Source organism: Micromonospora sp. ATA51 (genome assembly GCF_016802855.1).
Lineage (GTDB): Bacteria > Actinomycetota > Actinomycetes > Mycobacteriales > Micromonosporaceae > Micromonospora > Micromonospora sicca.
Map to the genome: position 1 here is coordinate 1 of NZ_JAEVHJ010000165.1, position 14098 is coordinate 14098.

The 14098-nt window shown below is 71.5% G+C and carries 9 protein-coding genes and 4 pseudogenes; 4 read left to right on the plus strand and 9 right to left on the minus strand.

The features are described from left to right. Positions 1 to 790: pseudogene (locus JNW87_RS23005) on the plus strand (hypothetical protein); the annotation flags it as partial. 9 nt (positions 791 to 799) lie between these two features. Here JNW87_RS23005 and coaE read toward each other — a convergent pair. Together coaE and rpsA are read right to left on the minus strand one after the other, a co-directional pair. After that, complete coding sequence (coaE, locus tag JNW87_RS23010; protein WP_109800658.1) at positions 800 to 1981, minus strand: dephospho-CoA kinase; 1182 nt, start codon at positions 1979 to 1981, stop codon at positions 800 to 802. Positions 1982 to 2267: 286 nt separating this feature from the next. After that, entirely contained in the window at positions 2268 to 3761 is a 1494-nt protein-coding gene (gene rpsA, locus JNW87_RS23015) for a 30S ribosomal protein S1 (protein ID WP_109800659.1), read from the minus strand. A gap of 367 nt (positions 3762 to 4128) precedes the next feature. On the opposite strand from rpsA, the gene JNW87_RS23020 reads away from it, so the two are divergent. The 3 genes from JNW87_RS23020 to JNW87_RS23030 are packed head-to-tail and all read left to right on the plus strand — an operon-like array spanning position 4129 to position 5611. Next, positions 4129 to 4935: a class I SAM-dependent methyltransferase gene (locus JNW87_RS23020; RefSeq protein ID WP_109800660.1), complete on the plus strand. Its 807-nt coding sequence runs from the start codon at positions 4129 to 4131 to the stop codon at positions 4933 to 4935. A gap of 39 nt (positions 4936 to 4974) precedes the next feature. Then, complete coding sequence (locus JNW87_RS23025; RefSeq protein WP_109800661.1) at positions 4975 to 5193, plus strand: DUF2945 domain-containing protein; 219 nt, start codon at positions 4975 to 4977, stop codon at positions 5191 to 5193. Further along, positions 5180 to 5611, plus strand: a complete 432-nt coding sequence (locus JNW87_RS23030) for a DUF3140 domain-containing protein (RefSeq protein ID WP_109800662.1) — start codon at positions 5180 to 5182, stop codon at positions 5609 to 5611. The genes JNW87_RS23025 and JNW87_RS23030 overlap by 14 nt, the downstream gene beginning before the upstream one ends. A gap of 8 nt (positions 5612 to 5619) precedes the next feature. Here JNW87_RS23030 and polA read toward each other — a convergent pair. The 7 genes and pseudogenes from polA to JNW87_RS23065 all read right to left on the minus strand — a co-directional run. After that, positions 5620 to 8317, minus strand: a pseudogene (gene polA / locus JNW87_RS23035) (DNA polymerase I). Between the two features lie 147 nt (positions 8318 to 8464). After that, positions 8465 to 9174, minus strand: a pseudogene (locus tag JNW87_RS23040) (ABC transporter ATP-binding protein). Continuing rightward, a complete protein-coding gene (locus tag JNW87_RS23045; protein WP_109800665.1) occupies positions 9164 to 10084 on the minus strand; it encodes an ABC transporter ATP-binding protein in 921 nt (306 codons plus the stop codon). Before JNW87_RS23045 ends, JNW87_RS23040 begins: the two are co-directional and overlap by 11 nt. Further along, positions 10077 to 11231 (minus strand): branched-chain amino acid ABC transporter permease, encoded by a 1155-nt coding sequence (locus JNW87_RS23050; protein WP_109800666.1) that lies wholly within the window; start codon positions 11229 to 11231, stop codon positions 10077 to 10079. Before JNW87_RS23050 ends, JNW87_RS23045 begins: the two co-directional genes overlap by 8 nt. After that, positions 11228 to 12178 (minus strand): branched-chain amino acid ABC transporter permease, encoded by a 951-nt coding sequence (locus JNW87_RS23055; protein ID WP_109800667.1) that lies wholly within the window; start codon positions 12176 to 12178, stop codon positions 11228 to 11230. Before JNW87_RS23055 ends, JNW87_RS23050 begins: the two co-directional genes overlap by 4 nt. Before the next feature lie 96 nt (positions 12179 to 12274). Then, positions 12275 to 13438: a branched-chain amino acid ABC transporter substrate-binding protein gene (locus JNW87_RS23060; protein WP_109800668.1), complete on the minus strand. Its 1164-nt coding sequence runs from the start codon at positions 13436 to 13438 to the stop codon at positions 12275 to 12277. Positions 13439 to 13696: 258 nt separating this feature from the next. Next, positions 13697 to 14098 (minus strand): annotated as a pseudogene (locus JNW87_RS23065) (hypothetical protein); the annotation flags it as partial.

A 14098-nucleotide genomic window follows, 5' to 3' on the forward strand; every position in this document is an offset into this window, starting at 1 on the left:
CGGCCGCCATGGCCCCGGCGACGCCGCGCCGGTCCGACAGTTCCGGCTCTGGCTCGACCGGGACGCCCGTTGCACCGGCTGGTGGGGCGGCTGCCCGACGACACCGAGGTCACCGTGCAGCTGGAACGCAGCGACCGGCCGACCTGCGCCCGGTGGACGCGCTGGGCGGCGTCCCGGCCTGCCACGGGCGCTCACCGACGCCGAGGCCGTCCGGTTGGCCGGGCTGCCGACCCGGCTACGGGCCGCCGGTGGCGCCGCGCTGACCGGAATCGCGCCGCTCGGCCCGACCAAGAACCTGCGCGCCGCCGGCTGGCTGAGCTGGGCGGGTTCCGCCGCGTACCTGGCGGTGGGCGAGATCGGCACGCCCGGACGCCGGACCCTGCTGCGTCACCAGGCGGGCCGGTCGCCCGGGTGGAGGTACCGGCGGACGACAGCACGGCGGAGCGCCGGCCCGACCACCGCTGCCGCCGCCGGCCGGCCTCCCCTGGCCGCGCCCCACGCCTCCGACCGACGACCTGGACCGGCTCGTCGCGCCGCGCTGGGAGCCGTCGGCACGCCGGCCGACACCCGGTCGGCGGTCCGCCTGCGCGCCGACCGGCTGGCCGACCGCACCGTCGACGTCGTCGAGCTGCGGGAGCACGGGGCGCAGCTGCGCTACTGGATCGACCGGGAGGGGCTGCTGCGCCGGGTGGAGCTGCGCACCGGGCGCGGCGTGTGGGCGCAGCTCGATCTCACCCCCGCACCGGTCCCGGCGCTGCCCACGACCACGTTTCCGCCGACGGCCCGCTGAGCGGGCCCGTCAGGGCCGCCAGCCGGTCCGCCCGGCCCACTCCTCGGCCCGCAGGTGCTCCTCGTCGAACCAGGGGTCCTTCAGCGTGCCGTAGGTCGCGCCGTCCGGCGCCGACGCCGCCAGCTCCCGCTTGAGCTGCAGGTAGGCGGCCCGCTGGTCCGGATCGGCGCGCAGGTGGTCGCGCGTCAGCAGGGCGTACCGCCAGCCCGGCGAGCCGGTCACCCGCAGGTGCAGGTACACCGGGCGGCCGGGATCGGCGCTGCCGTGCAACCGCTTCTCCCACCGTCCGCCGCCGGGGGGACGAAGGTTGTCCCACCAGTCGCCGGGCAGCCGGGGAAAGCCGCCGTCGGCGAGCCGCTCGGCGATCGGCCCGTCCGCCTCGGCCAGCGACGGCACCCCGAGCTGGATGTCGATGACGTCCTTCGCGGCGAGCCCGGGCACGGCGGTCGAGCCGATGTGCTCGATGGGCAGGTCGGCGGGGGCGAGCGCGTGCCGGATCCGGGCGGCCAGCCGGGCGTACTGCTGCGGCCAGGTCGGGTCGGGCTCGGTGAGCACCACCCGCTCCGGACGGACCGCCCGCCGCGCCCGCACGTTCTCCTCGTAGGGGACCAGCCGGTCGCGCCACAGGCCGTCCACCGCCGCGTGCAGCTCCGCCAGGTCACCGTCGTTGCTCAGCACCACGTCGGCCGCCGCCCGCCGGCGGGGGTCGTCGGCCTGCGCGGCGATCCGCCGCTCGGCCTCCGCGCGGTCCATGCCGCGGTCGCGGGTCAGCCGCTCCAGCCGGGTGGCCACCGCCGTCTGGACGACCACCACCAGGTGGTACGTCGGCGCGAGCCCCACCTCCACCAGCAGCGGTACGTCGTTGACCACCACGGCGTGCGGCGGCGCCGCGGCGACCAGCTCGGCGGTCCGCGCCCGGACCCGGGGATGCGTGATCCCCTCCAACCGGCGGCGGGCCTCCTCGTCGGCGAAGACGACCGCGGCCAGCGCCGCCCGGTCCAGCGCGCCGTGGGCGTCCAGCACCCGGTCGGAGAAGGTCGCCACGATCTCGGCCAGCCCGGCGCTGCCCGGGGCGACCACCTCGCGGGCGACCTGGTCGGCGTCGATCACCACCGCGCCCAGCGCGGCCAGCCGGGCCGCCACGGCGCTCTTTCCGGAGCCGATCCCACCGGTCAGTCCCACCATCAGCACCGGACCAGTCAACCCGATCACCAGCCCGCCGCCAAACCGGGCCCGGCCCCTGATCCGGACCCGTGGGCCGCCCGGCGGTCCGACCGGCTCGCCCCCGGGGTCGCCCGGACGGGGCGGTCGACGGCAGTCCCGGATGTGGGGGGCATCAGCGCCGTCCGGACAGCCCCACCTCGCCGAACTGGTCCACCCGGTCCGGGGGGTTCGCGTGGCGGCAACGGCGAGGGCCCCGCCCCCGGCGACCCGGTGGAAACCGGATCGCGGGGCGGGGCCCGTCGTCGTCAGCGGGTCACTTGCCGCCGGCGAGCTTCTCCCGCAGAGCGGCGAGCGCCTCGTCGGTGGCCAGGGTGCCGGCCGGCTCCTCGGCCTGCCGGCTCGGGGCCGTGGTGGTCGTGGTGGTGGTGCCACCGGCGGACACGGGCGGAGCCGGGTTGGCAGCGGCCTCGGCGTCGGCGGCCCGGGAGGTCTGCACCTGCTTGGTGTGGGCCTCCCAGCGCTGACGGGCCTCGGCGTACTGGTTCTCCCAGGTCTCGCGCTGCTTGTCGTACCCCTCGAGCCACTCGCCCGTCTCCGGGTCGAAGCCCTCCGGGTAGATGTAGTTGCCCTCGGCGTCGTAGGTCGCGGCCATGCCGTAGAGGGTCGGGTCGAAGTGCTCCTCGCCCTCGACGAAGCCCTCGTTGGCCTGCTTGAGCGACAGCGAGATCCGGCGGCGCTCCAGGTCGATGTCGATGACCTTGACCATGACCTCGGAGCCGACCTGGACGACCTGCTCCGGGATCTCCACGTGGCGCTCGGCCAGCTCGGAGATGTGGACCAGGCCCTCGATGCCGTCGTCCACCCGGACGAAGGCGCCGAACGGCACCAGCTTGGTGACCTTACCCGGCACGATCTGCTGGATCGCGTGGGTGCGGGCGAACTGCCGCCACGGGTCCTCCTGGGTCGCCTTCAGCGACAGGGAGACCCGCTCGCGGTCCAGGTCGACGTCCAGGACCTCGACCTCGACCTCCTGGCCGACCTCGACGACCTCGGACGGGTGGTCGATGTGCTTCCAGGAGAGCTCGGAGACGTGCACCAGGCCGTCCACGCCGCCCAGGTCGACGAACGCGCCGAAGTTGACGATCGAGGAGACGACGCCCTTGCGGACCTGCCCCTTCTGGAGCTTGTTGAGGAACTCGGTGCGCACCTCGGACTGCGTCTGCTCCAGCCAGGCCCGGCGGGACAGCACCACGTTGTTGCGGTTCTTGTCCAGCTCGATGATCTTGGCCTCGAGCTCGCGGCCGACGTACGGCTGCAGGTCGCGCACCCGCCGCATCTCGACCAGGGAGGCGGGCAGGAAGCCGCGCAGCCCGATGTCGAGGATGAGACCACCCTTGACGACCTCGATGACCGAGCCGCGGACGACACCGTCCTCGTCCTTGATCTTCTCGATCGTGCCCCAGGCCCGCTCGTACTGCGCCCGCTTCTTGGAGAGGATCAGACGACCCTCCTTGTCCTCCTTCTGGAGGACCAGGGCCTCGATGTGGTCACCAACCGAGACGACCTCGGCGGGGTCCACGTCGTGCTTGATCGACAACTCCCGAGAGGGGATGACGCCCTCGGTCTTGTAGCCGATGTCGAGCAGGACCTCGTCCCGATCGACCTTGACGACGGTGCCTTCGACAATGTCGCCGTCGTTGAAGTACTTGATGGTCTCGTCGATCGCGGCGAGGAAAGCCTCCTCGGAACCGAGATCGTCGTGGGTGACCCGGGTGGCGCTCGAGGGGGCCTCGATGCTGCTCGTCATGTGGGCGGTTGCTCCGGTCGGATGGGTTGTCACAGCAGGCGTGGTGTCGCGGTGACCTTTTCGCGCCAGCGGATCCGCCGCCGGGCACACCGAACGATCGCCAAGTGAAGATCATTAGTGGCTCCGGTGACCGCGCACCTGCTCCCTGCCGAGGCACACGATCCGCGAGCGCATCGTCTAGCCTACCCGCTGCATTACCACAGCGTGCAAGCCCTCCCATGTCCTCGCGACCTCGTCAGCTGCGAAAGCGGAGATTTCGAACGGTAAGGTGCCACGCCTGTCTCGTCCGTCACACCGGCAACCTGCGTCCCACCCGTTCGGCGCGGCCGACCGACGGGCGACGGCGCACGGGGCCTAGCGTGAGCGCGTGGATGACGACAGGGTGACCCGACGCCGGGTCGGCGACGCCGAGGTACGCCGGGCCAACCGGGGCTGGTGGGACACCGACGCCGACGACTACCAGGCGGAGCACGGCGGGTTCCTGGGCGAGGTGGACTTCGTCTGGTGCCCCGAGGGATTGCGCGAGGCCGACGCCCGGCTGCTCGGCGACCTGACCGGGCGCCGGGTGCTGGAACTCGGCTCCGGCGCCGCGGCGGCCGCCCGGTGGCTCGCCACCCAGGGCGCCCGGCCGATCGCCCTGGACCTGTCCGCCGGCATGTTGCGGCACGCCGAGAGCGCCGCCGCCCGCACCGGCGTAACCGTCCCGCTGGTACAGGCGGACGCCCTCGCCCTGCCCTTCGCCGACGCGGCGTTCGACACCGCCTGCACGGCGTTCGGCGCGATCCCGTTCGTCGACGACTCGGCGGCGGTGATGCGCGAGGTGTTCCGGGTGCTACGCCCCGGCGGCCGCTGGGTCTTCTCGGTCACCCACCCGATGCGCTGGATCTTCCTCGACGACCCCGGCGAGGGCGGGCTGACCGCGGTCCACTCGTACTTCGACCGCTCCCCCTACGTGGAGCAGGACGAGCACGGGGTGGCCACGTACGTCGAGCAGCACCGCACCCTCGGCGACCGGATCCGGGAGATCGTCGGCGCCGGGTTCCGCTTCCTGGATCTGGTGGAGCCGGAGTGGCCCGCGGGACACGAGGGGATCTGGGGGCAGTGGAGCCCGCTGCGCGGCCGCCTCTTCCCCGGCACCGCCATCTTCGTGGCCGAGAAGCCGGCCGAGCGATAGCCGTCGTTTCCGCCCGCCGGCCCCGGGTACCCGGTGGGCATGGCTGAGAAGGAGTTCCGCAGGGGCGACCACGTCTCCTGGGCCAGCCACAGCGGGCGGGCGCACGGCGTGGTCAAGGAGAAGCTCATCGACCGGACGCACATCCGCGGGCATCCCGTGAACGCGTCCGCCGAGGACCCGCAGTACCGGATCCGCAACGACGACTCGGGCCGGGACGTCGCCCACCGCCCGGAGGCGCTGCGCCATGAGCCGAAGTGACGAGGGCCGGGACACCTATCGCGAGTTCACCGAGGCGGTGAACATGAAGCCCGGCGAACTGCGGAACTGGCTGGAGTCCGACCAGTCCAAGCACGTCGGCTGGCGCAAGAAGGGCACCAGGGGCGGCGAGTCGGTCGGCCACGAGTCCGGCCGCAGGATCATTGAGCTGCTGCGGCGCAAGCGCGAGCAACTCTCCGAGGGCGATTACAAGCACATGCGCAAGGTCGTCGGGTACGTACGGCGGCACATGGCGCAGCGACCGAGCGGCGACGTCCGTGAGACCCGGTGGCGGTACTCCCTGATGAACTGGGGTCACGACCCCCTCAAGGCTCCGCTTCCGCCGCCGGGCGGGCCGTCCCGGCGGGCACTGGAGCGGCGCGGCGCCCCACCGAAGGCGCGCCGCGGACCGGGACGGTAACCCGCGGATCAGTGGTCGGCGCTGTTCCAGTCGCGGCCCTCGCCGACGGAGACCTCCAGCGGCACCGACAGCGGGTACGCCTCGCCCATCTCCTTGCGCACCAGCGCCTCCAGGGTCTCCCGCTCGCCCGGGGCGACCTCGAGGACCAGCTCGTCGTGCACCTGGAGCAGGATCCGGGAGCGCAGGCCGGCGTCGCGCAACGCGCTGTCCACGTGCAGCATGGCGACCTTCATGATGTCGGCCGCGGAGCCCTGGATCGGGGCGTTGAGCGCCATCCGCTCGGCGATCTCCCGGCGCTGGCGGTTGTCGCTGACCAGGTCGGGCAGGTAACGCCGGCGGCCGAGGATGGTGGAGGTGTAGCCGTCCTGGCGGGCGCGGGCGACCACCTCCTGCAGGTAGTCGCGGACGCCGCCGAAGCCGGCGAAGTAGTTGTCCATCAGCCCGCGCGCCTCCTCGGCGCTGATCCCGAGCTGCTGGGAGAGGCCGAACGCGCTGAGCCCGTACGCCAGCCCGTAGTTCATCGCCTTGATCTTGCGCCGCTGGTCGGCGGTGACGGCGCCGACCTCCACGGAGAAGACCGACGAGGCGGTGGCGGCGTGGAAGTCGTGGCCGGAGTTGAAGGCCTCGATCAGCGCGTCGTCCGACGACAGGTGCGCCATGATCCGCATCTCGATCTGGCTGTAGTCGGCCGTGAGCAGGCAGTCGTAGCCCTCCCCCACCACGAAGGCGCGGCGGATCCGCGGCCCTCCTCAGTGCGGATGGGGATGTTCTGCAGGTTGGGCTCGGTGGAGGAGAGCCGGCCGGTCGCGGCCACCGTCTGGTTGAAGGTGGTGTGGATCCGGCGTCGTCGGAGACCGACTTCAGCAGCCCGTCGACGGTCGACTTGAGCTTGGCCACGTCCCGGTGGCGCAGCAGGTGCTCCAGCACCGGGTGCGGCTGCTGCGCGTAGAGCCACTGCAGGGCGTCGGCGTCGGTGGTGTAGCCGGTCTTGATCTTCTTGGTCTTCGGCAGGCCCAGCTCGGTGAAGAGGATCTCCTGGAGCTGCTTGGGCGAGCCGAGGTTGAACTCCCGCCCGACGGCCGCGTACGCGCCCTGCGCGGCGGCCTTCACCTCGGCGGCGAAGTGCGCCTCCAGCTCCGACAGGTAGTGCGTGTCGGCGGCGATGCCGGTGCGCTCCATGGCGGCGAGCACCCGCATCAGCGGCAGCTCCACCCCGGCCATCAGCCGCAGCGACTGCTCGCCGTCGCGGGTCAGCTCGGCGTCGATCGCGTCGGCCAGGTCGAGGGTGGCCCGGGCCTGGAGCATCAGGTTCTGCTCGGCCTCGCCGTCGTTGCCCAGCCCCTCCAGGGTGAGCTGGCCGGTCTCCGGCGCGTCGACCCGCAGCTCCCGGTGCAGGTAGCGCAGCGCCAGGTCGGTGAGGTCGTAGGAGCGCTGGTCGGGGCGGGCCAGGTAGGCGGCGATCTGGGTGTCCCGGGCGATGCCGGCCAGCTCCCAGCCGTGCGCGGCGAAGGCCAGCACGACGGGTTTGCTGTCGTGCAGCACCTTGGGGCGCTCGCCGTCGGCCAGCCAGCCGGCGAGGGCCGACTCGTCTGCCGGGTCGAGGGTGGCCGGGTCGAACCAGGCGGCCGCGCCGGCGGCGGTGGCCAGGGCCATCCCGGTCACCGTGGCGGTGTGCCGCCGGTTGGGGCCGGTGTCGAGCTTGACCGCCAGGCCGATGGGAGTGCCCGCGGGGGCGTGCGTCTCCAGCCAGCCGGCCACCGCCCCGGGCTCGGTGAGCATCTCCCCGGTCAGGTCGAACCCGGCCTCCGCCTCCGGCTCCACGGCCTCCAGGTACTGGTACAGCCGGTCGCGCAGGATGCGGAACTGGAGGGTGTCGAAGACCTGGTGCACGGCCTCCCGGTCCCAGCCCTGCCAGCGGGCGTCCTCGGGACGGACGGGCAGCTCCAGGTCGGAGACCAGACAGTTGATCTCGTAGTTGCGGATCACGTCGGCGAGCCGCTCGCGCAGGCTGTCGCCGGCCTTGCCCTTGATCTCGTCGGCCCGGGCGATGACGCCCTCCACCCCGCCGTACGTGTTGATCCACTTCGCGGCGGTCTTCGGGCCGACACCGGGGATGCCGGGCAGGTTGTCGCTGGTCTCACCGACCAGGGCGGCCAGGTCGCGGTAGCGCTGCGGGCCGACGCCGTACTTCGCCTCGACCGCGGCCGGGTCCATCCGGGCCAGGTCGGAGACGCCCTTGCGCGGGTAGAGCACGGTGATGCTGTCGCCGACGAGTTGGAACGCGTCCCGGTCGCCGCTGGTGATCAGCACCTGCATGCCCTGGTCGCGGGCCTGGCAGGCGAGGGTGGCGATGACGTCGTCCGCCTCGTACCCCTCCTTCTCCACGACCGGGATGCGCAGCGCGGCGAGGACCTCCTTGACCAGGCTGACCTGACCCTTGAAGTCGGTCGGGGTCTCGCTGCGGCCGGCCTTGTACTCGGCGTACTTCTCGGTGCGGAAGGAGCGGCGGGAGACGTCGAACGCGACCACGATGTGGCTGGGCTGCTCGTCGCGGAGCACGTTGATCAGCATCGAGGTGAAGCCGTAGACCGCGTTGGTGGGCTGACCCGTCGTGGTGGAGAAGTTTTCCACCGGCAGGGCGAAGAACGCCCGGTATGCCAGGGAGTGTCCGTCGACGAGGAGCAGGCGCGGCGTCGTAGCTGTCACGGCAGCGACTCTAGTCCGTACGACCGACATCCCTTCGGCGGCGGCACCCGCGCCGCACCGGAAAGCGAGCCCCCGGCGCGCCGCGCGCGAAAACGCCCACGGCCGGCCACCCCGCGAGGGGCGGCCGGCCGCGTCGGTACGACGACCTCAGGCCACGCCGAGGTACGCCTCTTTGACCGCCGGGTCGTGCAGCAGGTCCTGGCCGGTGCCCTCCTTGACGATCCGGCCGGTCTCCAGCACGTAGCCCCGGTGGGCGCGGGAGAGCGCCTGCTGGGCGTTCTGCTCCACCAGCAGGATGGTGGTGCCCTGCTCGTTGATCCGGGTGATGATCTCGAAGATCTGCTGGATCAGCATCGGGGCGAGCCCCATCGACGGCTCGTCGAGCAGCAGCAGCCGCGGCCGGGCCATCAGCGCCCGACCCACCGCGAGCATCTGCTGCTCGCCGCCGGAGAGCGTGCCGCCGGCCTGCTTGCGCCGCTCGGCCAGCGGGGGAAGAGGTCCATCACCATCTTCATGTCCTCGGCGATGCCGCCCCGGTCCCGGCGGGTGTACGCCCCCATCTCCAGGTTCTCCACGACGCTCATGCCAGGGAAGACGCCCCGGCCCTCGGGCGCCTGCCCGATGCCCCGGACCACGCGCAGGTCGGCGCGCATCCGGGTGACGTCGGTGCCGTCGAAGATGATCGAGCCCTGGGCCACCGGGCGCAGCCCGGAGATGGCCCGCATGGTGGTGGTCTTGCCGGCGCCGTTGGCGCCGATCAGCGCGACCACCTCGCCCTCGTTGACCGTCAGGCTGATCCCGTGCAGCGCCTGGATCCGCCCGTAGAGCAGGGTCAGGTCGTTGATCTCAAGCAGCATCGGTCGGCACCCCCAGGTACGCGGCGATCACCTTCGGGTCCTCACGGACCTCGGCCGGCAGGCCCTCGGCGATCTTCTTGCCGAACTCCAGCACCACGATCCGATCGGTCACGCCCATGACGAGGCGCATGTCGTGCTCGATCAGCAGCACCGTGGTGCCGTTGTCCCGGATCTTACGGATCAGGCCGAGCAGTTCCTCCTTCTCGGCCGGGGTGAAGCCGGCGGCCGGCTCGTCCAGGCAGAGCAGGGTGGGATCGGTGGCCAGGGCCCGGGCGATCTCCAGCCGGCGCTGCTCGCCGTACGAGAGGTTGCGCGACAGCTCCCCGGCGCGGCGCTCGATGCCGACGAAGCGCAGCAGCTCGTACGCCTTCTCCCGGCCCTCCCGCTCCTCCCGCCAGTGCCGCGGCAGGCGCAGCATGGCGGCGATGACGCTGGTCTTGTGGTGGGCGTCCGCGCCCACCATCACGTTCTCCAGCGCGGTCATCTCCGGGAAGAGCCGGATGTTCTGGAACGTCCGGGCGATGCCGGCCTTGGTGATCCAGGACCGGCGCTTGCCGTTGGTCCGCTGCCCCTGGAACCGGATCTCACCCTCGGTGGGCCGGTAGACGCCCGTCATCGCGTTGAAGCAGGTCGTCTTGCCGGCGCCGTTCGGGCCGATCAGGCCGAGGATCTCCCCCTTGTACAGGGTGAACGCGACGTCGTCCAGGGCGACCACACCGCCGAAGCGGAGGGTGACGTGGTCGACCTCCAGCAGCGGTTCCCGGCCGGCCGGGTCGGCGCCGCCGGGGGTGGTCTCCACCGGCGTGTCCGCGCCCTTCTCCGGCGGGGTGCCGACGGTGCTGCGACCGTCGTCGGCGATGTCCCGCTCGCTGGTCTCGTCCCGCTCGCTGTGCATCTGCGGCTCACTCATTGGGCACCGTCTCCTGGGGAACCGCTTCCTTGCGCCGGTCGGCGAACTCGGCCGCCCGGCGACGGTTGGGCACCATACCCTGCGGCCGGAAGATCATCATGATGATGACGACCACGCCGAAGACCAGGATCCGGTACTCGGCGGCGTCGAAGTTCACCCCGATGAGGTCGCCGACCCCGCGGAGCCACTCCGGCAGGTACCAGGTGATCGCGCCGCCGACGATGGCGCCCTTGATGTTGCCGGCGCCGCCGAGGATCACCGCGGCGAGCACCAGGATGGAGCTCTCCAGCACGAACTGGTCGGAGTTGATGAACGTCTGCTTGCCGGCGAAGATCGCGCCGGTCAGGCCGGCCACCGCCGCGCCGATGGCGAACGCCCACAGCTTGTACTTGAACGTCGGCACGCCCATGATCTCGGCGGCGTCCTCGTCCTCGCGGATCGCCACCCAGGCCCGGCCGACCCGACTGTTGGCCAGGTTCCGGATCAGCAGCAGCACGATCAGGATCAGCGTCAGCATCAGCCAGTAGTACGGCCGGGCGTCCACCACCCCGAACAGTGGCTTGCCGTCCGTGCCGGTGCCCGGCGGGTGCGGGATCGCCGGGATGCCCCGCTGGCCTTGTGCGATGCCCTCGTTGCGCGACGCGTACAGGCGGATCATCTCGGCGAAGCCGAGGGTCACGATGGCCAGGTAGTCACCGCGCAGGCGCAGCGTCGGGCCGCCGAGGATCACGCCGGAGACCATCGCCACCATCACCGCCAGCGGCACCGCCGCCAGCCACGGCCAGTTCGTGCCGAATCGGCTCTCCGGCGAGGTCAGCAACGCGACCGTGTACGCGCCGAGCGCGTAGAAGCCGAAGTAGCCCAGGTCGAGCAGGCCGGCGAAGCCGACCACCACGTTGAGCCCGACGGCCAGCAGGACGAACACCGCGGTGTCGAAGAGCACTCCGGCGAAGTCCGAGCGGGTGGTGTAGAAGGCGAAGTAGTCGCTGCCGATGGGGAAGCCGAGGTACTCGTAGAACCACTTGTTGGGCAGGATGTAGAGCAGCACGACCAGCGCGGCGATCGCCGCCCAGCGCACCTGCTTGGGCATCGCCGCCCAGCGGCTCTTGAAGCCCGCGGTCCGCTTGTTGTTCACGGTGGCGGTCATGCGCGCGCCCTCCCGAGAGATTCGCCGAGCAGACCGGTCGGCCGGAACATCAGCAGCACGATCAGCAGCACGAAGCCGGTGAAGTCCTTCCAGTCGCCGCCGAAGAGGCCGGCGGCGTAATTCTCCACCACGCCGAGCAGCAGGCCGCCCAGCAGCGCGCCGCGCAGGTTGCCGATGCCGCCGAGCACCGCGGCCGAGAAGGCCTTGAGCCCGATCAGGAAGCCGACGTTGAACTTGGTGTAGCCGAACCGCAGGTCCCACAGCAGGGCGCCCACGCCGGCCATCAGGCCGCCGAGCACGAACACCAGCAGGATGACCCGGTTCTTGTTGACACCCATCAGCGCGGCGGTGTCCGCGTCCTGGGCGACCGCCCGGATGCCGCGGCCCAGGCGGCTGCGGTTCACGAACTGGTCCAGCGCGATCATCATGATCAGCGTGACGCCGAGGATGAGCAGCTGGACGTTGGTCACCCCGGCACCGAAGAGGGTGAAGACCGTCTTCTGCGGGATCAGGTCCGGCATGCCGAACGGGGCCCGGCGGGTGCCGATGCCGAACGACTCGGCGAGCACGAACGACGCGCCGATCGCGGTGATGAGGAAGGCCAGCGGCGGCGCGTTGCGGCGGCGCAGCGGCCGGTAGGCGACCAGCTCGACCGTGACCGCGGTGACCGCCGAGGCGGCCATCGCGACCACGAGACCGGCGACCACCGCCAGGATCAGCGGGCCGAGGGCCGGGGCGGCCGAGTTCTGGTCGTAGCCGAGGGCCTGCCAGGTCCACAGGGCGGTGAAGGTACCGACCATGAAGACCTCGGAGTGAGCAAAGTTGATCAGGCGCAGAACGCCGTACACCAGGGTGTAGCCGAGGGCGATGAGCGCGTAGATCGCGCCCTGCTCCAGGCCGGTGATGGTCAGCGCCGGGAAGTTCCCGAACAGCTCATCGAAGTTCAAAAGGGGGCTCCAACTGTGCGGCCAAGCGGCGCGGCCGGGAGAAAAGCTCCCGGCCGCACACACCTGGTGTCCCTTGGCGGGACCGGACAGAACCGGTCAGGCCTTGGGGATCTCGATGTCGGGGACGACCTTGCCCGCGTTCACCTTGAAGGCCCAGACCAGCACCTGGGCCGGGTCCAGCTCGCCGTTGGCCTCGAACTTGTAGGTCACGCCGGTGGCGCCACCCGCCTTGTTGTAGCCGTTGACGAACTGGAGCAGGTCCGCCCGGGAGGACTTACCGCTCTTGATGCCCTCCAGGAAGATCTTGGTGATGTCGTACGACACGTCGGCGTAGGTGCCCGGCTCGGCGTTGTCGAAGGCCGCCTTGTAGTCGGTCACGAAGGAGCCCTTGGCCGCGGTGGCCGGGGCGCACGGGCAGGTCAGGATCGTGCCCTCGGCGACCTGCTCGCCGGCGACCTTGATGAAGTTGGCGTCGTTGACGCCGTCACCGGCGACCATCGTGCCCTTCCAGCCCGCGCCCTTGAGCTGCTTGAGCAGCAGGCCGGCCTCGGTGTAGTAGCCACCGAAGAAGAGGACGTTCGCGCCGCTGCTCTGGATCTTGGTGACGACGGCGGAGAAGTTGGTCTGCTTGACCTGGATCTTGTCCTCGCCGGCGACGGTGCCGATGACCTTCTTGACCTCGTCCACCAGGCCGGCGCCGTACGCCGACTGGTCGTCGACGACGTAGACCTTGTCGGCCTTGAGGACGTTCTTGATGTAGCGGCCGGCGGCCGGGCCCTGCGAGGTGTCGTTACCGACGCCCCGGTGGAAGATCTTCCAGCTCTTGGTGCTCAGGCTCGGGCGGGTCGCCGACGGGGTGATGATCGGCAGGCCGGCCTCGTCGAAGATCGGGTCGGCAACCTCGGACTCGCCGGAGAAGGCCGGGCCGATGATGCCGACGACCTTGGTGTCGCCGACCGCCTGCTGGGCCAGCGCCGGGGCCTTGGCCGGGTCACCCTGCGAGTCGTACTCGGCCAGGTTGACCTTGCAGTCCGCGTTGTCCTTGTTGTACTGGTCGATGGCCAGCTTGGTGCCGTTGCGCATGTGGATACCGAGACCCGCGGCGTCACCGGTCAGCGGGCCGAAGAAGCCGATCTTCAGGTCGCAGGCGGCCTTGTCGCCGCTCGCGTCACTACCACTGTCGGCCTTACAGGCCGCGCCACTGAAAACGAGCGCGGTGATGGCTACGCCACCAAGCACCCGTGCGAGCTTCTGCCTCACGGCTCGTACCCTCCTCCGTCCGAAGGCCCGAACCACCCACCGCGAATTGGACCTTGCGAGGGCGGGCCGGACCGACCGCAATCCCGGTCTGGGCCGGGACGTTATCCCACTGGCGGGGCGCGCCGGTAGACCTAGGAAGAGGGGTTGACCTAACCGTTACGTTGAGTGGCCGTTTTCACAGATCTGCTGTAACACACGCGCCCGTGCCGTGGGAAAATCGGACATCCGACACCGAGCGGAAACACGCTGGTGGGAGGCTCAGCCGGGACTCCACGGCCCGCGCGCCGACCAGATCCGGGCCCCCGAATCGTTGTCCTCCAGCAACAGAACGGCCCCCCCGGCACCGGCCACCGCCACCGTGCGGTCGCTACCTCCCGGCACCGCCACCGGCAGGACCACCGGGGACCAACCGACACCGTCGGCCGAGAACCACCCCGTCGCCCCGCCGGCCACCACCGCGAGCGCGCCGCCCGCCACAGCGGTCAGCCCCCAGACCCGGCCCGGCCGGTCCGACCCGGCGTCGCCGAACCCGCCACCCGGCCGCCAACCGTCACCCTCGCCCAGCCAGGCGCCCAGGCCGTCGCCCCGGCGGCCCACGGCCACCGCGCGCTCCCCCACCCGGACCACCCGCTGCAGGTCCGCGTCGACCCCGGCCGCCGG

Bases quoted from the DNA above. Each gene is read 5' to 3' on its own strand.
- rpsA (WP_109800659.1), bottom strand. From the start codon at position 3,761: ATGACGAGCAGCATCGAGGCCCCCTCGAGCGCCACCCGGGTCACCCAC.
- JNW87_RS23025 (WP_109800661.1), top strand. From the start codon at position 4,975: ATGGCTGAGAAGGAGTTCCGCAGGGGCGACCACGTCTCCTGGGCCAGC.
- JNW87_RS23030 (WP_109800662.1), top strand. From the start codon at position 5,180: ATGAGCCGAAGTGACGAGGGCCGGGACACCTATCGCGAGTTCACCGAG.
- JNW87_RS23045 (WP_109800665.1), bottom strand. From the start codon at position 10,084: ATGAGTGAGCCGCAGATGCACAGCGAGCGGGACGAGACCAGCGAGCGG.
- JNW87_RS23050 (WP_109800666.1), bottom strand. From the start codon at position 11,231: ATGACCGCCACCGTGAACAACAAGCGGACCGCGGGCTTCAAGAGCCGC.